This is a genomic window from Micromonospora sp. WMMD710 (assembly GCF_029626045.1).
GTDB lineage: Bacteria > Actinomycetota > Actinomycetes > Mycobacteriales > Micromonosporaceae > Micromonospora.
The window spans coordinates 484,129-502,267 of record NZ_JARUBD010000001.1 but is presented as its reverse complement, the minus strand read 5'-3'; the positions used below and the strand labels follow the sequence as shown (position 1 = coordinate 502,267).

Sequence of the window (18,139 nt, the reverse complement as noted above, 5' to 3'; positions counted from 1 at the left end):
CCGCTAGCCGAAGGTGAAGGCGTAGGCCTCGGCGCCGGGCTCGCCGAACGTGATCTCCAGGGTCCGCTCACCGACCGCGCCGTCCTGGCGGACGAGCTGGTAGAGGCGGCCGTCCTGGAGTACGCCGTCGCCGTTCTCGTCGACGTCGACGCCGTGTGACGGGCCGGGAGCCGCGCCGTCGAGCAGCACCCGGAACGGGATCGGCTGTCCCGCCCCGGGGGCCAGCACGAGATGCGCGTCGCGGGCGTGGAACCGGAAGGCGATGCCGCCGCCGGCCCGGTCGAGCACGACGCGCTCCGACCCGATCGTCCACTCCCCCGCCAGGGCCCACTGGTTGAGGCCCAGGCTCGCCGGCAGGTCGTAGGCGCGGCGTTCGTCGAGCGCGGGGCCGTTCGGCGACGCGAACAGGTCGCCGCGACTGAAACCGAGGTACGTCTCGGGGGTCCGCAGGTTGTTCCAGTCGGCCTCCGCCTCCGGGCCGACCCCCTGCACGGGTACGGGTTCGCGCTCGATGCCGAGCAGCTGCTGGAGCACCCGCTCGGACTGCTCGTAGCGTCCCTCGCCGAAGTGGTCGTCGCGGATCACGCCGTCGGTGTCGACGAAGTAGAGCGCCGGCCAGTAGTGGTTGTCAAAGGCGCGCCAGATCGCGTAGTCGTTGTCGACCGCCACCGGGTAGCCGATCGATCGGGCCGCGACCGCCCGCCGCACCCAGTCGACGTCGTGCTCGAACCCGAACTCCGGGGTGTGCACCCCGACGACGACCAGCCCGTCGTCCCGGTACGCCTGCGACCAGGCCCGGACGTACGGCTCCTGGCGCAGCCAGTTGATGCAGGTCAGCGTCCAGAAGTTCACCAGGACGACGCGCCCACCCAGGTCGGCGGGGCCGCGTGGCTCAGCGTTGAGCCACGCGGCCGCCCCGTTCAGCGGGGGCATGTGCACGGCCATCTAGCGCAGCGACCGGAAGGCGGTGCGAAGTTCTTCGGTGAAGATCTTCGGCTGTTCCCAGGCCGCGAAGTGCCCGCCCACGTCGAGCTTGTTGTAGTAGATGAGATTGGGGTACGCCTGCTCGGCCCAACTCTGCGGCGCCTCGTACAGCTCGTCGGGAAAGACGCTCACGGCCACCGGGACGTTGACGCCCTTCGCGGCGAAGAAGGAGAGCTTGTTCTCCGCGTACAGACGGGCCGCGGAGATCGCCGTGTTCGTCAGCCAGTACAGCGAGATGTTGTCCAGGATGTCGTCGCGGGTGAGGCCCGCCGTGGCCCCGTCGAAGACCTGCGCGATCAGGGCCAGGCTCTTCGCGTCGTGGTCGAGCAGGAAGGACGCCAGGCCGACGGGAGAATCCGCCAGCCCGGTCAGCGTCTGCGGACGCGTCGCCATCATGAGGGCGTACGCGACGTGCTTCCAGACGTAGTTGGCCTCCTCGGCGGCACGCATCTCGTCGGCGGAGAGACCGGACGGCAGCGAGCCCATGGCGTTGTTCGCGCCGGTGGTGTCGCCCTGGAACAACAGGTCGATCTCGGGTGGGATGGCACCGGGCATGTTGGTGTGGATGCCGAGCAGTTCCGCCGGCGCCTGGATGCCCATCTGGTCCACGATGACCGCACCCCAGTCGCCGCCCTGTGCCACGAACCGCGAGTAGCCGAGGCGCTTCATCAGCTCCGTCCAGGCGGTCGCGATCTTCTGCGGGTTCCAGCCCGACGAGGTCGGCTTGCCCGAGAAGCCGTGCCCGGGCAGCGACGGGATCACCAGGTGGAAGGCGTCCGACACGCTCCCGCCGTGCGCCGTGGGATCGGTCAGCGGCTCGATGATCTTCATCTGCTCGATCACCGAGCCGGGCCATCCGTGCGTGACGATGAGCGGCAGCGCGTCCTCGTGCGGGGAGCGCACGTGGATGAAGTGGATGTCCACCCCGTCGATGGTGGTCATGAACTGCGGTACGGCGTTCAGCCGTGCCTCGACCTTGCGCCAGTCGTACTCCTGCTCCCAATAGCGGGCGACGGCCTGAATCGTCGCGAGTGGCACGCCCTGTGACTGGTCGTCGACCGTTTCCTTGTCCGGCCAGCGGGTCGCCGCGATGCGCCTCTTCAGGTCATCAAGGTCCGCCTGAGGAATGTCGACCGTGAAGGGCCGAATCTCCGTGGTGCCCGGACGCGTCTTGGTCTTGACAGCCATGCGTGCTTCCTCTCCGTCTCGGTGTGCGCCTCACGAGGGAAAACATGGGGTGCAGGCACCGCACCCGGACCGTGTGCCAATTCGAGATGGGCACGCCGCCGCCATATATCTCGGAGCCTAGAACGCCGCACCCGAGGCTCGTGGCGATACGCCGCCAGCATCCCCGTGCCGCACGGACGACCGGCCAAGGCGCTGCGGCTCCCCACCTAGGCATGGTCGGACGACGATCGAGCGGCCCGGTCGGTGTCGCGACGCTGCCTGGATCGTGCGGTGCTACGGGGTGACGACGCTCGACACTCTCATCGGTTCACCGGCTCCGGCGCCGCCAGCGGTGGCCTGGTGGCCACGGCACCGGCGATCAGGAGCCGGCGCACGACTCACCGTCGGTCCGGGTGGGGGGCCGCAGCCATGAGGCGGCCGGGACGGTCCGGGTGGGTGTTGTTGCGCTGCCGCGAGACGGTGCGGCAACATCAGGCGCCGTGACGGCACCAGGCACGGCCCCCGACAACGACATCCCGGCCGGCGACACCGGCACGCTCCGGACGAATCGGCGGGTCCGACACTGGTTGGCCGGCGCCGGGATCACCGCCCTGGCCGCCGTACTCGGCATCACCCTCGCCGTACGCTCCGGCCCCACCCCGGCCTGTGCCGCACCGCCGACGGGTGACACCGTCCACAGGGGAAAGGCCAGCTTCTACGACGCGGGCCGCTCGGGAGGCACCTGCTCCTTCCCAGCCCCTCCGGCCGACCGGCTCTACGTGGCCCTCGGCTCGTCCGAGTACTCCCGCGCGGCAGCCTGCGGCAGTTACCTGGACGTGAGCGGCCCGAGGGGCACGGTCCGGGTCATGGTCATCGACCAGTGCGGCGGCTGCGGCCCCGGCAAGATAGACCTCTCCGACGAGGCGTTCGCGAAGATCGCCGACCGTGCGCAGGGCATCGCGACCGTGACGTACCGTGCGGTGGTGAACCCACCGCTCGACGGCGGCCTCACCTTCCGGATAAAGGATGGCGCCTCGCGGTACTGGTTCGCGGTGCAGGTCGGCAACCACGGCAACCCGCTGCGCTCGGTCGAGGCGAAGGGGCCGGGCGGCGGCTTCCACAAAGCAGCCCGCCAGACCGACAACTACTGGACCGTCGAGGACGGGATCGGCCCGGGGCCCTACACCATCAGGGTCACCGACGTGTACGGCCACCAGACGACCGCGACCGACATCCGGATGGTCACGAAGCAGGTCCAACGCAGCATGGCCACCCTTGCCAGCGTCGCCGCGCCCAGCAACTCACCCTCGGCCCCGCCGTCCCCCACCACCGCGCCCTCGCCGACCCCGGCGGAGTCGGTCGCGCCGACGACGACAGTCGAAGCCCTCGCCGGCGCCGCCCCGCTCAACACCTCCCACTGCTGACCCTCAACGTTGGGCCTGGCTTGGCCGTTGATCCACTCGTCTTCCGTGAATCCAGGCAGGACAGCCTCGCGGTGGCCAACCCGGGTGATTCGTTCCTGGCGCCGGCCACGCCGCAGCCGCTGCCGAATCAGCGGCCCAGTTTGCGCCGAACCATTCCCACCACCGCCGTTACCTCATGCACCCGCAGCGCCCAGGCCAGCACCAAGTATCCGCCGACGATCACCACGCCGCCGACGGCCAGCTGCGCCACCGCCTGCCCGAACGATGGCGCCGCGGCACCTGGCAACAGCCGCAGCACGAGCCAACCCAGCGCGGCGGCGCCCGTCACCGCGACCGCCACCTTCGCGCCGCTGGCCGCGATGGCCGGCAACCCGAGCCGGCCGATCCGGCGGCGCAGCACCGTCAGCGAGATCGCCGCCGCCCCGACGTACGAGACCGCGTTGCCCAGCATCAACCCCGCCACCGTCAACGACTCCGCCAACAGGACCGTCAGCAGGATCTGCACGACCACCCGCAGCAACACCCCGACGATATTGATCAGGGCGACCGTCTTGTTGCCCCGCATCGAGTAGAACGTGAAGTTGCACAGGTAACTGACCGACATCGGTATCACCGCGCACGCGCCCACCACCAACACCGTGGCGGTGGCCTCGGCCTCGTCCGCGCCGAACGCGCCCCAGCGGAACAGCACCACGGCGATCGGGCCGGCCAGCACCGCGTACAACGCCACGACCGGCGCGAGCGCGGCCACGACCGTACGCATCCCGCGGGACAGGTCGTCGGACACCTCACTGAGCCGGTTCCGCGCGGCCGCGTCACTCATCCGCGGCAACAGCGCCGTCATCACCGACACACCGACGACGCCGTGCGCCATCATCACCAACAGGTAGACGTTGTTGTAGATCAGCAGGCCCGCGCCCGCGTCCGCCTGGCTGACCAGCTGCACCACCACGAAGACGCCGACCTGGTTGGTCGCCACGAAGCAGAGCATCCAGCCGGCGAGGCGAGCCAGCTCGGCCAGCTCCAACGATCGCGGATTCCACCGAAATCGCCACCGGAAACCCACCTTGCGCAGTGCGGGTAGCAGCGCGAGCGTCTGCGAGGCCATGCCCAGCAGCGTGCCGCCGCCGATCAACGCGATCTTGCCCGGCGTCATCTGGGCGGGGGTGATTTCCCGGGCGGTGAACAGGGCGATGTAGCCACCGCACACCGCGATCATCACGACGTTGTTCAGGATCGGTACCCACATCGGTGCGGCGAAGTGGCCGCGGACGTTGAGCACCGCGCCGATGACGACCGACAGGCCGATGAAGAAGATCATCGGCAGCAGGAGGTACGACAGCACGGTGACCAGGTCGCGGTAGTCAGCCGCCCGAGAACCCGCGTAGATCGACGCGAACAACGGGGCCGCGACGACCGCCAGCGCGGTGGCGACCCCCAGCGCCAGCACCGCCAGCGTCAACAAGGCCTGGGTGTACGCCTGACCGCCGTCCGCGTCCAGTCGACGGCGCCGCACCAGCACCGGCACCAGCACGCTCGCCCCGACCGCGCCGAGCACCAGCTCGTAGATCTGACTCGGCAGCATCTGGGCGGTCGTGTACGCGTCCCCGACACCGCCGACGGTCGCACCGAGCGCGGCACCGATGAGCACCGTGCGCAGAAAGCCGGTGAGCCTGCTGACAAGGCTGCCCACCGCCATGATCACACCGCTCGACGCGGTGGCGGCGGGCGGCGCCGGTGTGGCGTCCGCCTCAGCGGTGGCTACCGGTGTGGCGTCCGCCTCGGCCGCCGGTGGACCGATCCGGGCGGTGGTTACACCCTCTTGCTGGCCGGAGATCATCGGGCCTCCTGTCGAGATTGCCAGGCGATCGCATTCGGATTCGGCGCTGACGGCTGCCGCTTGCGCGCCGCGACAACCCTAGAGGTCGTTGATGTTCCCGACGCAACGGCCCTCGCCGTGGGCCTGAGGTCGGCCACGCCTGTCGCACCGCCTCACCGCATTCGGTTCACCTTTATGTACGCGGAGTAGGCGGACCGGTACACCGAGTACCAGCCGCTGCACGGCACCTCCCAGGTGCCCAGGTAGTACCGGAGCGTGCCGCCGAACGACATCTTGAACTGACTCACGCCCGCCCAGGGGTGGTCGGGTTCGTCCGGTGGGGCGACACCGAGCGAGTCGAATGTCTGCTGCCCGCGCTCCTTGGCATCGAAGATCATCGTGGCGCGCATCAGGACGCCGGGGTTGAGCCGGCGGGCGCTGTGCAGGCTGCCCGAATGGCCGACGTGCCGCGTGGTCGGACTGTCGAAGACGATCGCGGCGGACACCGCCTCGCCCTCATGCCGTACGACGTAGAGGGTGGCGGCGTCCCGTTCCAGCAGGACATCCGCGAGGTGCTGGTAGTGCTCGTCGGGGTGCGGCACGATCTGGTTGTGGACGGCCACCTCGTGCACCATCTGAAGCAGGTACCGGACGTCGGCGCTGTTCTTGCTCGCCTCGATCTGTAGGCCCTTTTTGTGGGCGTTGCGGAATCGTTGTCGGTTGTTGGGGGAAAACTCGCTGAGCAGCTGCTCCTTGGACTTGCGCAGGTCCTGTTCGAGCACGAGAGACGGTTCGATCTCGGTGAGCGCGGGCTTGTGCCCGAGCCTGACGAGGTCAGCCTTCTCCAGGGGAACCAGCGGTTCCACCCGGATGAAGGCGGCACCCTCGCGGTGCCCGAGGGTCTGTAGCCACTGGAGCGCGGCGAGGTAGCTCTGCTCGTCCCGGGCCGTGGGGCCGTGCGGGCAGTAGAGGCGGGTGACCCGGTTCGAGCGTTCCAGGATCGCCAGGCACTGCCAGCCGTCGCCCTGGCCGAAGAACACCCGGCTGCCGAGACTCAGTTGAACAGCACCCCAGTGAGTGCTCTGCAGGAAATGTCCGCCCCGCATGAACAACTCCTGGTCCCAGGAGTCGTCGGGAAGCTTGTTCTCCCATGCCGTGTGTGCTTGCAGAACCATGAGTTGAGGGGCCTTTCCGGAGCGTTCATTCACGGCGCGCAGGATGAGGGCGTTGTACGGGGGTGCGCCCCAACCGTGGCGTGGTAGTGGACGGCGAGTCTGCCATAGTCCCAGGGCACGCTCAGCCGTCCCGTTATCCATACCGCCGGACGACTCGACCTGCAACCCGTCACGAGTACGGGCCACCAGCGGCGTCGAAGCTCGGATCACTTCTCACGGTTCTCAAGACGCCGCACGTTGGACGGTCGTTGCCAAGTGCGGCGATCGTCACACCCCAGCCCCGAAGTCGTCGAGGCCTTCCAGGGATGAGACATGCCCGCGCGCCCTCACATCCCCTCCTCGTCAACAAGTGTCTGGGCCGGGACCGGCGGCGCCATGAATCCGGGTGGCCAGCGGTCCGTCGGCGAGCAGCTCAGAGCCTTGATCAGGTCTCTGAGCTGGTGGGCGACGGACGAGTCGACCTGTACGCCGGATTCTGTGCGCGGCGCGTACCCCGAGGGGCTTGCGCCGGCGGCGGCCATCCATCTCGGCCTGCCGTTGCCGGCAGGCTCCAGCGGCCTACCCGCAGACATCGGGCGGGCAGCCCTCAAGCGTCTGCGCCGGGACGTCATCTTGCGGTGACGGCCCTTGCTTGGCCTTGCTCCGGGTGGGGTTTACCGAGCCACCCCGGTCACCCGGGGTGCTGGTGGGCTCTTACCCCACCGTTTCACCCTTACCGTCCCCGTTGGGGTCGGCGGTCTGTTTTCTGTGGCACTGTCCCGCGGGTCGCCCCGGGTTGCCGTTAACAACCACCCTGCCCTGTGGAGTCCGGACGTTCCTCGGCGGCGGGCCGTAGCCCGCCGACGCGACCGCCCGGTCGACTCGTCCGTCGCGCTCTCATCCTAACGACGAGCGTGCTGCCGGTATTGCCGCCCCACCTGGGCAAGATCGCGCAGCTCAACGGCGGTCCGGCGAATCCGCCTCGCGAGGCGGCGGCTAGCCTCGTGGGGCTATGGATCTCTCCCACGCCGCGCTGCTGCTCGCCGCCGGTCTCGCCGCTGGCACGGTCAACGCGGTGGCCGGTGGCGGTTCGCTGATCACCTTTCCGGCGATGATCGCGATCGGGTTGCCTCCGGTGCCGGCGAACGTCAGCAACTCTGTCGCCGTCTTCCCCGGGTACTTGGCCAGCGTGGCGGGCAGCCGGCAGGACCTGCCGCGTCCCCGCGCGCTGGCCACGCTGGTGCCCACCACCATCGTGGGCACGATTCTCGGGGCGCTGCTGCTGCTGGCCACCCCGGCCCGCGCGTTCGAGCTGGTCGTACCCTTTCTGGTCCTTGGCGCGACCGCGGTCCTGGCCTTCCAGGATCCGCTGCGCCGGCTGGTCGGTCACCCCCGGGACCTGTCGCCGCGCCGGCGGACGGTCGCGGTGCAGACGATGGTCGCGCTGGGTGCGGTGTACGGCGGGTACTTCGGTGCCGCTCTCGGGGTGATGCTGGTCGCCGGGCTGGCCCTGGTGCTGGACGCGACCCTGGCCCGGGTGAGCGCCATCAAGAATCTGCTCTCCGCGGTGGTGGGGTTGACCACGCTGGTGGTGTTCGCCCTGTTCGGCCCGTTGAACTGGGCGGCCGTCGCGGTGGTCGCGCCGGCCACCCTGATTGGGGGGTACGCGGGCGCCCGGCTCGTCCGCCGGCTGCCGTCGGTGGTGCTCAAGACGGTGATTGTGGTGTTCGGTACGACGATCGGCCTCTACCTGCTCTGGCGTGCCCTGAGCTGAGCAGAGCCGCCCGGCGCCCGGCGCCCGATTGCGCGGATCTTGGCCGGCGCGTGTCGCGGAACGGCGGGGCGCAAGGAAAGCGCGGTCAGTACGCCTCGCCTACCGGGCCTTCGGCGGTGTTCTCGGCGGTCGCGGCGCTGCGGTTCCAGCGGGACCAGAGGACCCGCTCGCCGTAGCCGGCGGCCATCAGGTGCGCGAACGCCAGGTAGACCAGCACACCGACGGCGAGCACCCCGAAGCCGACCCAGAACGGCAGGGACAGTGACTGCTCGGCGAGCTTGCCGGAGATGATCGGCGCCGGTGCGGCGGCACCCCAGCGGACGAGGTTGAACGCGCCGGTGGCGAGCCTGCGGTCGCTGGAGCCCAGGCCGAGCGCCAGGTCGGTGAGGTTGGCGTTGGCCAGGCCCATGCAGAGACCGGCGAGCACCAGCACCACGAGCGCCTCGGCGGTGCTGCTGGAGGTGGCGAAGAGGACCATGCAGACCAGCAGCCCGGCGATGGCGACGCCAACGGTCTGCACGGCGCCGATCCGGTGGGCCAGCCGGTGGCCGATGATCAGGATGCCGGCGGCCAGGCCGAGGCCCCAGCCGGTGAACGCGAGCCCCAACGGGATGACGTCGAGGCCGAGGAAGAGCGGCGTGTAGCCGAGCACCACGAAGAACACGAAGTTGTACGCGGCGGTGACCACGCAGAGCGCCACGAACGCCGGCCGGCGGTAGGTGGCGAAGATCTGACCGAGGCGTACCGGGGCCTGCCGGTTGGTGGGTTCGCGGAGTTTGCGGGATGCCACGCCGAGGGCGAGGACCATGAAGACGCCGCAGACGAAGAACGGCAGTCGCCAGCTCACCTCGCCGAGCAGGCCACCGATCAGCGGGCCGACGGCGAAGCCGAGCCCGAGGGCTGTCTCGAAGAGGCCGACCACCCATTCCCGGTCGACGGCGAGGTTGACCAGCACCACCATGGCGGTGGCGAAGAACATCGCGTTGCCCAGCCCCCAGACGCCGCGCAGCACCGACAGTTGGACGATGTTGTCGCTGAACGAGGCGAGGATCGCGGCCAGGCCGACGACGGAGACGCCGGTGATCAGCACCGGCTTGAAACCGAACCGGCCGCTGGCCAGCGTCGCCGGGATCATGCCGAGGGCCATGACCGCGATGTACGCGGTGAACAGCAGCTCGACCTGCCAGGCGGTGACGCCGATCGCGTCGCCGATGGCCGGCAGGATCGGGTCGACGACGGCGATGCCGGCGATGGCGAGGAAGGCCACCAGTGTGGTGGCGTAGATGGCACTGCGGTTCGGTTCGGAACGCCGATCCACTCCGACTCCTCAACTAGCTGTATCGTACAGGCATTTACCCTGTATCATACAACTATGAGCGATCACGATGACGAGAGCTCCCTCGGCCGGATCGAGACCGAGGTGGCCCTGCTGATGCGCTTCGGTGAGGCCACCCGGCGGGCCACCGGCACCGCCGAGCACCGGGTGCTCGACCGTGCGGCGTACGTCATCCTGCGCCACCTGGCCGACGCCGGCCCGCAGAACGTCTCGGCGCTCGCCGCCCGACTCAACCTGGACGGCTCGACGGTGACCCGGCAGGTCTCCGCCCTGCACCGTGACGGCCTCATCGTCCGCGCCCCCGACCCCACGGACGGCCGCGGCACGGTCATCTCCCCCACCCCGGCCGGCCTGCAACGGATGGCCGCCGTGCAGGCCGCCCGCACCCGGCTCTACGGCGACATGCTGGCCGACTGGAGCCCCGAGGACCGGGCCAACCTGGCAACCCTGCTGGGCCGCCTCAACCAGGCCCTGATCAACCGCAACCGCCCCCGCTGACCAGCCCAGCCCCACCCCCGCCCCCACCCTGCCCTCGCCAATCTTGCACTTTCGGTGGTGACCAAATCGGAATTAATCAGCACCGACCGGGCACCATAAGTGCAAGATCGGCGCGGAGAGACGCGTGGGACAGGTACGCCCGGGCACCGACTCGCGTCGACGTCCGGGCGTACCCGAGGTCAGGCGACCGGTTCGCGGGCCGGGTCGGCGTCGGTTTCGGTGCCGGGGGTGATGCGGGGGTCGCCCTCGTCGGCGAAGTAGTCGTCCGGCTCGGTACCGTCGACGCCCTCGGCCACCTTGGCCGCCCGCAACGCCAGCGTGAGCAGTGCCGCGACGGCGAGGTTCACCAGCACCGCCACGATGCCGACGTAGATCGTCCTGGTGGTGTCGAAGCCGAACTCCGACAGCGGGAACGCCGAGCCACCGAAGTGCTTCCGGGTCGGGCTGGCGACCTGGTAGAGCATCCACATGCCCAGGCCCATGCCGACCGCCCAGCCGGCGATCAGCGCGGTCCGGTGGAACCAGCGGGTGTAGAGACCCAGCGCCACGGCCGGCAGCGTCTGCAGGATGATGACGCCGCCGATGAGCTGGAGGTCGATGGAGAACTGCGGGTCGAGGAAGACGATGCAGGCGACCGCGCCGACCTTCACCACCAGCGAGGTGATCTTCGAGACGTTCGCCTCCTGGGCCGCCGAGGCGTCCTTCTTCAGGTACTCCTTGTAGATGTTGCGGGTGAACAGGTTCGCCGCCGCGATCGACATGATCGCCGCCGGGACCAGCGCGCCGATGCCGATCGCCGCGTACGCCACGCCGGCGAACCAGTCCGGGAACTGCTGGTCGAACAGCAGCGGCACGACGGTGTTGCTGTCGACCGTGCCCTCCTTGGCCCCGGGCAGCGGCTTCACCCCGGCCGCGATGGCCATGTAGCCGAGCAGCGCGATGAGCCCGAGCAGCAGGCTGTACGCGGGCAGCGCCGACATGTTCCGCTTGATCACGTCGCGGTTCCGGCTGGCCAGCACGCCGGTGATGCTGTGCGGGTAGAGGAAGAGCGCCAACGCCGAGCCGAGCGCCAACGTGACGTACTGGAGCTGGTTGTTGCCGTTGAGCAGGATGCCGTCGTTCGGGTTGGGTGAGGCGTCGAACTTCGCGTCCGCGGCGGCGAAGATGTCCCCCCAGCCGCCCAGCTTGTACGGCAGGTAGACGACCGCCACGAGGATGACGATGTAGATCAGGCTGTCCTTGACGAACGCGATCAACGCCGGAGCGCGCAGCCCCGACTGGTAGGTGTACGCGGCGAGGATCGCGAACGCGATGATGATCGGCAGGTGCCGGGCCAGCGCGTTGTCGCCGGTGACGCCCATCGTCTTGAGCACCGCCTCGATGCCGACCAGCTGCAACGCGATGTACGGCATGGTGGCGACGATCCCGGTGATCGCGATCAGCAGCGCCAGCACCGGCGAGTCGAACCGGTTGCGGACGAAGTCGGCCGGCGTGACGAACCCGTGCCGGTGCGACACCGACCAGAGCCGGACCAGCACCAGGAAGACCAACGGGTAGATGACGATGGTGTACGGCACGGCGAAGAACCCGGCCGCGCCCGCACCGAACATCAGCGCCGGCACCGCCACGAACGTGTACGCCGTGTAGAGGTCACCGCCGACCAGGAACCAGGTGATCCAGCCGCCGAAGCTGCGCCCACCCAGACCCCACTCGTCCAGGTGCGCCATGTCCTTCGGCGCCCGCCAGCGGGCGGCCACGAAGCCCATCGCGCTGACCAGGAGGAACAGCAGGGAGAAGACGATGATCTCGGTGAGATGGTCACGCCACATCAGGAGTCACCCCGCTTCTTGGTCATCTGGTACACCAGCGTGGTGGTGCCGACGCCGAGCAGGATGAAGGCCAGTTGCAGCCAGTAGAAGCGCGGGAAGCCGAAGACCCGGGGCGAGTCGCCATTGAAGAAGACCGGGATCAGCGGCACCACGATGGGGATGAAGAGCAACCAGTTCCAGGGGCTGTGGTCCTTCGCCCTGGTTGGCGCCGTGGTGGGCGCCTCCGGTTCCGGTGCAGCCATCTGACACACCTCCGGGGAGTCGAGGCATTCGCTGTAACGGCCGGAGGCTACGACTCTGTGACGGCGGTCACTGTGCCCGCTCGGGAGGTGCTGCGCCGAACGGCCGGCCGGCTGCGCCGAACGGCGCGACCGACCGGCCGGGGCGGACCGGAGGTGGGCGGCTCAGCCGGCCGCGAGGTGGGCGGTGTCGTTGACCGTGCGGACCGCGACGCCACCGTCGGGCCACATGTCGAGCACCGAGATGCCGGCCGCGTCCAGGAAGAGCCGGTGCAGGAACCCGTCGCCGGCCGCGAGGGCGTCGCGCAGCACCAGCTTGATCGGCGACACGTGCGAGACGACCACCACGGTCTCCCCGGGGTACGCCGTGAGCAGCCCGGCGATCACGCGGTGCGCGCGTTCGGCGACGTGCGTGAACGACTCGCCGTCGGGCGGGGCGACGCGGGGCGACGCGAGCCAGGCGTCCATCTCCCCCGGCCACCGCTCGCGGACCTCGGCGAAGGTGCGCCCCTCCCACTGACCGAAGTCGCACTCGATGAGGTCGTCCTCCGTGCGCACCGGCACGTCTGCGAGCGCCCCGGCGATCGCCGCCGCGGTGGCCGTACACCGGGACAGCGGTGAGCTGAGCACGGCCGCGACCGACGGGGCCAGCGCGGCCACCCGGGCGCCGGTGGCCACGGCCTGGGCCCGGCCGCGCTCGGACAGCGGCACGTCGCCGCGGCCGGAGTACCGCCGCTGCTCGGTGTACTCGGTCTCGCCGTGCCGGACCAGGATCAGCCGGGTCGCGGTGAAGCTCGGCCGCGGCTCCCAGGACGCCGGCGCGGTCGCCGGGTCGCTGCCGACAGTCGGTGCGGCGGCGGGCGTCGCCGCCGGGGGGCGACCCGCGGCGGCGTCCATCGCGGCGTTGGCCAGCGCGTCGGCGTGCCGGTTCTGGTCGCGGGGGATCCACGCGAACCGCACCGCCGTGAACCGGCCCACCAGCCCGGCCGCCTGGGCGGCGAGCGGACGCAGGCCGGGATGCTTGATCTGCCACCGGCCGCACATCTGCTCGACCACCAGCTTGGAGTCCATCCGGACGTCCACCTCGACGGCGCCCAGCTCGGCGGCGGCCGTCAACCCGGCGATCAGGCCCTGGTACTCGGCGACGTTGTTGGTCGCCGTGCCGAGCGACTCGAAACGCTCGGCGAGCACCTCGCCGGTCTCCGGGTCACGCACCACCGCGCCGTAGCCGGCCGGCCCCGGATTGCCCCGGGACCCGCCGTCGGCCTCGACGACGACCACGCGCGGCGCCACGACCTACAGGCCCGACTCGTTGGTGCGGACCATGATCCGGCGGCAGTCCTCGCAGCGGACCACGTCGTCCGGGGCGGCCTTGCGGATCCGGGCCAGGTCGGCGCCGGACAGCTCCAACCGGCAGCCGCCGCAGCGGCCGGCGGTGAGCAGCGCGGCACCCAGCCCGGTGTCCTCGCGGATCTTGTCGTACAGGGTGACCAGGTCGGACGGGAGGTCGGCGGCGAGCGGCTGACGGGCGCCCCGCTTGAACTCCTCCTCCTTGGCGATCTCGGCCAACGTGTCGTCGCGGCGCTGCTCGGTCACGGCCCGCTTGTCCCGCGTGTCGGCCAGTCGCTGCTCCACGCCGTCCAGCACACCCTGGGCGGTTTCCCGCTGCTCCATCAGCTCCAGCTCGGCGTCCTCCAGGTCGCCCTGGCGCCGGTTCAGCGAGACCAGCTCGTGCTGGAGCGCCTCCAGCTCCCGGGCCGGGCCGGTGCCGGCGGCCAGCCGGTTCTGGTCCTTCTCCTTACGGGCACGGACCTGCTCGACGTCCTTCTCCAGCCGGGCGATGTCCCGGTCCAGATCGTCGACCGCCACCTGGGCGCGGACCCGCTCGTCCTCCAGCGACGACAACTCCCGGGCCAGCGCCTCCAACTCGGCCCGCTCCGGCAGCGAACGCCGGCGGTGGGCGAGCTGGGCGAGGTTGGTGTCGATCGCCTGGAGGTCGAGCAGGCGGCGCTGCACCTGAGGGTCAGCCTTCACGGTCGGGCTCCTTGTCGTCCACAACGGGTGCGGCGGCGTGCACGGTCCACGGGTCGGTGTCCAGGTCGGACACCAGCGTCTCGACGCCCGGCGCCTCCCGCAGGAAGGCGGCCAGGTCGTCCAGCCACGGTCGTTCGGTCGCCCAGTGGGCGGCGTCGATCAGGGCGGGTCCATCGGCGGCGAGGTGCTCGCCGGCCGGATGGTGCCGCAGGTCGGCGGTGAGGAACGCGTCCACCCCGGCGGCGGTCGCGGCGCCGAGGAAGCTGTCCCCCGACCCGCCGCTCACGGCGAGGGTACGAACCATACGCCCGGGATCCCCCGCCGCGCGAACTCCCCAGGACGTGACGGGGAGCACGGCGGCGGCGTGCCGGGTCAGCTCGACGAGGGTCATCGGGCGGGGCAGCTCACCGATCCGGCCGAACCCCCGGTCGTCGCCGGCGGCCGGCGAGGAGGGCGCGGGTCGCTGCAGCGGGCGCAGCCCGGTGAGGCCGAACCGGGCGGCGAGGGCATCGGAGACACCCGGGGACGCCACGTCGGCGTTGGTGTGCGCCACGTACAGGGCCACCCCGGCGCGGATCAGCTGATGGACGATCCGCCCCTTGAACGTCGTCGGGGCGACCGAGGAGACCCCGCGCAGCAGCAGCGGATGGTGCGCGACGATCATGTCGGCACCGACGGCCAGGGCTTCGGCGACCGTCTCGGGCACCACGTCGACGACGCAGAGCACCCGGCGGACCGGGGCGGCCGGCTCGCCGAGCACCAGGCCCACCCGGTCCCACTCCTCCGCCCAGACCGGCGGGTAGCGCCGTTCCAGCTCGGCCACCACGTCGGTCACCGTGGGGGTGGATCCGATTGTGCTCACGGCGGGCCAGCTTACCGGCGTACGGGCCGTCGGGCGGCGACGCCCGGCCCGACCGCGCCGCGCGGGCGACGTGCCGGCACGCCCGCCGGGTGCTCAGGCGGCGCGGCAGGAGACGCTGCGCAGCGCCGCCAACGGCACCTGCCACGGGAACGCGTGCAGGTGCTGCTCGCCCGTCCCGGGCGGGTGCAGGGCGACCACGTGGTCGCCGAAGAGCACCGTGACACCCCAGTCGGCCAGCCGGGCCACGCCGGCCCGGAACGCCGGGTGGGCGGCCATCGCGGCATTGGTGTACGGCACCGCCACGATGGGGATGCCCTTACCCTGCGCCTCGACCAGCAGCCCGAGCGCGAGCGTGTCGGCGATCCCCGCCGCCCACTTGTTGACCGTGTTGACGGTGGCCGGGCAGACGATCATGGCGTCGGCGGGCGGCAGGACGTCCGGGTCACCCGGGTTCTTGTAGTGCGTCCGCACCGGGTGGCCGGTCTGCCGGACCAGGGCGGCCTGGTCGACGAACTTGGCCCCGTCCGGCGTGACGACCACACAGACGTCCCAACCGTCCTGCTGGGCCAGGCCGACCAGATGTCCGACCTTGCGGGCCAGCGGCGAACCGCAGGCGATGACGTAGAGCACCTCGCGGTGCGCGCTGGTGCGCGGTGAACCGGCCATCAAACCGGCTCCGCGCTCATACCCCAACTCCCATGTGCTCAGCCAACTCCGCAATCGGAGAAGGCGGCGCACCACGTGTGCGACGCAGGATGTCCGACATCACCTCGTGCGCGATCGGCCGGCACCGGATCTCCGACGCGGCGAGCCGGTCGCCACGCAGCAGCGCCTCGCCCGCGTTCGCCACGTCGCCGATCTGCGCGTAGCCGCGGGCGATGTCGAGCAGGTGGTGGGCGCGGCGTTCGGGGAGCAGCGCGTTGAAGGCGGGCTCCACGATGCGCAACTGGTGCACCTCCACCGCCCGACCACCGTCGCCCAGCTCCACCGCGGCGGCGGCCCGGTGCAGCTCCACGTTCGTCGGGCCGAACGAGGTCCAGTAGTGGTTGTGGTCGCCGCCGAGCCGGGCGGCGGCCTCCGCGGCACCGTTGATCAGGTCGTCGACGCTCGCCGAGTCACCGATGCGGGAGGCCGCCATCGCGCCCTGCAGCAGCAGCATCCCGTAGACGGAGAGCTGGGCCGGGGACACCTCGGTGCCGCTGGCGGGCGCCAGCCGGTTGGCGATCTGGACGTTCAGCTCCAGTGCCGGGCGGGCCCGACCCATCGCGACGAGCGCGTTGCAGACACGGGTGGTGGCGATGCCGGCCAGCAGCGGATCGTCGGCCCGCTGGGCCACCGCCATCGACCGGTCGGCGGCCAGCCAGGCCAGCTCGCACTCGCCGAGCTTGCGCAGCACCGAGGACGCGATCTGGTAGACCTGCCCGAGCAGGTGGGCCGCCTCCGCGGCACGCTCCCCGCCGTAGGCGGCGTCGGCCGCCTGCGCGTCGCGCAGCAGCTTGGGCAGCGCCCGGGTGAGCATGCCGTAGCGGCCGTACTGGTAGGTGAGCCAGGCGTGGTTGACGGCCTTGCGCATGTCGTCCAACGGCGGCGGGTACGGTGCCGCGTCGAAGTACGCGCTCATCGAGTCGTACCGTTCCAACGCCGCCCGGATCTCCTGCACCTCGACCTGGTCGATGCAGTTGAGCGCGTCGGCGCGCCGCTCCGGATCCTTGCCCAACAGCAGTTGGACGTCCATCTGGAGGATGTCGGCGATCTCGTAGAGGACGGAGAACTTGTCCAGCCGGCGGACGCCCCGCTCGACCTTGTCCACCCAGCTCTTCGACTTGCCCAGCCGGTCCGCGAAGACCTGCTGTGACATCTTGCGCCGGCCCCGCCAGTAGGCCACTCGCCGCCCTATGGGTAGCTCGTCCATCTCCCCATCCCTCCCCTGGCGCCGCGGCCATCGGGCCGCGACGATGTCCGCGGGTGCGGCGATCCGTCGTCCGTCTTGAAGTTTTCGCTGGTCGCACAGCATGTGCGTCAGCCGTACAGCCAGTCCTCGTACTTTTCGTGCAAGTTGCACGAGCCGTTCGTCAACCTCAACGATCGTGGGTTACGGCAGTGACGGTGCTCGACATGCGACCTGGCGTCCGCCGGGCCCGACGAGGGGAGATGGCACACATGTGGGGGAACGTCGCACCGCGCGTCGCCGAACTGTCGCCATTGGAACGCGTCCGGCTGCGCCGGGTCGCCATGCGCTACGCCACACACGGGTGGGAGGTCACGCCCGGGGCGTGTCTGGCCCGCAGCCGCTTCGTCTGCGGCCGGGCCGGCTGCCCCACCGTGGGCTGCCACCCCGCCCTGGAGAACTGGGAGCTGGCGGCCAGCGCCGACCCGGCCCGGGTCGCCACCTGGTGGCGCACCCGCCCGCACGGCGTGCTGCTGCCCACCGGTCGCGCCTTCGACGTGCTGGAGGTGCACGCCAACCTCGGCCGGCCCGTGCTCGACGCGGTGCAGATCCACCCGGCCGGCACCGGCGTACGCGGGCCGGTGCTGGTCACCCCCACCGGACGGTGGATGTTCCTGGTCCGCCCCGGTGATCCGCTGCGCCCCGAGTTGGAGCACTGCTTCCACGTGGTCCGGCACGGGCCGGGTTCGTGGATTCCCGCCCCACCCACCCGCCTGCCGGAGGGGCCGGTCCGCTGGGCGGTCGCCCCGGAGCAGGCCCGCTGGCAACTCCCCGACTCGTACCTCGTGCAGAACACGCTGATCGAGGCGCTGCGTGCCAACGGTGTGACGCTCGCACCCGACCTGCTCCCGGGTCACCTGCCACTGCCCCGGCGGGGCATGTGACACCACGACCGGCGGCCGATCCATCCGGTGCCCGACAGCGTCGCCGGGGCGCTGGTCCTCGTTGACAGGGGGACGGCGCGGACGAGCGCCACGAACGGGGGAACGATGTCCACCGACGACAGAGCGCCTCATCCCGGCGGCACCGAGCCGCCCCGGCGCAGCCACCCAGGACACCGCTGGGCCGGCA

16 protein-coding genes and 1 other RNA gene are annotated in these 18,139 nt (G+C 70.7%); 4 read left to right on the top strand and 13 right to left on the bottom strand.

From position 1 onward, the window contains the following. Positions 1 to 3: 3 nt before the first annotated feature. Both O7620_RS02475 and O7620_RS02470 read right to left on the bottom strand, forming a co-directional pair. Entirely contained in the window at positions 4 to 933 is a 930-nt protein-coding gene (locus tag O7620_RS02475) for a redoxin domain-containing protein (protein ID WP_278126823.1), read from the bottom strand. Between the two features lie 12 nt (positions 934 to 945). Continuing rightward, a complete protein-coding gene (locus O7620_RS02470; RefSeq protein WP_278121663.1) occupies positions 946 to 2,172 on the bottom strand; it encodes an epoxide hydrolase family protein in 1,227 nt (408 codons plus the stop codon). A 479-nt stretch (positions 2,173 to 2,651) separates the two neighbouring features. Here O7620_RS02470 and O7620_RS02465 point away from each other — a divergent pair, with 479 nt between their 5' ends. Then, positions 2,652 to 3,575, top strand: coding sequence for an expansin EXLX1 family cellulose-binding protein (locus O7620_RS02465; RefSeq protein ID WP_278121661.1), 924 nt, complete (start codon positions 2,652 to 2,654; stop codon positions 3,573 to 3,575). Positions 3,576 to 3,702: 127 nt separating this feature from the next. Here the strand turns inward: O7620_RS02465 and murJ are convergent, their stop codons facing one another. The 3 genes from murJ to rnpB all read right to left on the bottom strand — a co-directional run bounded on the left by murJ (position 3,703) and on the right by rnpB (position 7,433). After that, positions 3,703 to 5,415 (bottom strand): murein biosynthesis integral membrane protein MurJ, encoded by a 1,713-nt coding sequence (murJ, locus tag O7620_RS02460; protein WP_278121660.1) that lies wholly within the window; start codon positions 5,413 to 5,415, stop codon positions 3,703 to 3,705. A 152-nt stretch (positions 5,416 to 5,567) separates the two neighbouring features. Continuing rightward, a complete protein-coding gene (locus O7620_RS02455) occupies positions 5,568 to 6,569 on the bottom strand; it encodes a peptidoglycan bridge formation glycyltransferase FemA/FemB family protein (RefSeq protein ID WP_278121658.1) in 1,002 nt (333 codons plus the stop codon). A 448-nt stretch (positions 6,570 to 7,017) separates the two neighbouring features. After that, positions 7,018 to 7,433, bottom strand: an RNA gene (rnpB, locus tag O7620_RS02450) — RNase P RNA component class A. Positions 7,434 to 7,560: 127 nt separating this feature from the next. On the opposite strand from rnpB, the gene O7620_RS02445 reads away from it, so the two are divergent. Further along, positions 7,561 to 8,322: a sulfite exporter TauE/SafE family protein gene (locus tag O7620_RS02445; protein ID WP_278121656.1), complete on the top strand. Its 762-nt coding sequence runs from the start codon at positions 7,561 to 7,563 to the stop codon at positions 8,320 to 8,322. Between the two features lie 85 nt (positions 8,323 to 8,407). Here O7620_RS02445 and O7620_RS02440 read toward each other — a convergent pair whose 3' ends face one another. Next, positions 8,408 to 9,640 carry an MFS transporter gene (locus tag O7620_RS02440; protein WP_278121655.1) on the bottom strand — a complete coding sequence of 411 codons (1,233 nt, stop codon included), beginning with the start codon at positions 9,638 to 9,640 and terminating at the stop codon, positions 8,408 to 8,410. A 54-nt stretch (positions 9,641 to 9,694) separates the two neighbouring features. On the opposite strand from O7620_RS02440, the gene O7620_RS02435 reads away from it, so the two are divergent. Beyond that, a complete protein-coding gene (locus O7620_RS02435) occupies positions 9,695 to 10,156 on the top strand; it encodes a MarR family transcriptional regulator (protein WP_278121654.1) in 462 nt (153 codons plus the stop codon). Between the two features lie 179 nt (positions 10,157 to 10,335). Here O7620_RS02435 and O7620_RS02430 read toward each other — a convergent pair whose 3' ends face one another. The 7 genes from O7620_RS02430 to O7620_RS02400 form a co-directional block, all read right to left on the bottom strand. Next, entirely contained in the window at positions 10,336 to 11,985 is a 1,650-nt protein-coding gene (locus tag O7620_RS02430) for a sodium:solute symporter (RefSeq protein WP_278121652.1), read from the bottom strand. Then, positions 11,985 to 12,227 (bottom strand): DUF3311 domain-containing protein, encoded by a 243-nt coding sequence (locus O7620_RS02425; RefSeq protein ID WP_124822819.1) that lies wholly within the window; start codon positions 12,225 to 12,227, stop codon positions 11,985 to 11,987. Before O7620_RS02425 ends, O7620_RS02430 begins: the two co-directional genes overlap by 1 nt. 162 nt (positions 12,228 to 12,389) lie before the next feature. Then, on the bottom strand, positions 12,390 to 13,517 hold the full coding sequence (locus O7620_RS02420; protein WP_278121648.1) for a bifunctional RNase H/acid phosphatase: 1,128 nt from the start codon (positions 13,515 to 13,517) through the stop codon (positions 12,390 to 12,392). A 3-nt stretch (positions 13,518 to 13,520) separates the two neighbouring features. Further along, positions 13,521 to 14,258 carry a C4-type zinc ribbon domain-containing protein gene (locus O7620_RS02415; protein WP_278121646.1) on the bottom strand — a complete coding sequence of 246 codons (738 nt, stop codon included), beginning with the start codon at positions 14,256 to 14,258 and terminating at the stop codon, positions 13,521 to 13,523. Beyond that, positions 14,248 to 15,120: a Nif3-like dinuclear metal center hexameric protein gene (locus tag O7620_RS02410; protein ID WP_278121644.1), complete on the bottom strand. Its 873-nt coding sequence runs from the start codon at positions 15,118 to 15,120 to the stop codon at positions 14,248 to 14,250. Before O7620_RS02410 ends, O7620_RS02415 begins: the two co-directional genes overlap by 11 nt. Positions 15,121 to 15,213: 93 nt before the next feature. Continuing rightward, positions 15,214 to 15,786 (bottom strand): flavoprotein, encoded by a 573-nt coding sequence (locus tag O7620_RS02405; RefSeq protein WP_278121642.1) that lies wholly within the window; start codon positions 15,784 to 15,786, stop codon positions 15,214 to 15,216. Between the two features lie 16 nt (positions 15,787 to 15,802). Beyond that, positions 15,803 to 17,032, bottom strand: coding sequence for a helix-turn-helix domain-containing protein (locus O7620_RS02400; protein ID WP_278121641.1), 1,230 nt, complete (start codon positions 17,030 to 17,032; stop codon positions 15,803 to 15,805). 248 nt (positions 17,033 to 17,280) lie between these two features. Between O7620_RS02400 and O7620_RS02395 the strand changes: the two genes are divergently transcribed. Further along, a complete protein-coding gene (locus tag O7620_RS02395; protein ID WP_151489708.1) occupies positions 17,281 to 17,952 on the top strand; it encodes a bifunctional DNA primase/polymerase in 672 nt (223 codons plus the stop codon). The last annotated feature ends 187 nt before the right edge of the window (positions 17,953 to 18,139 follow it).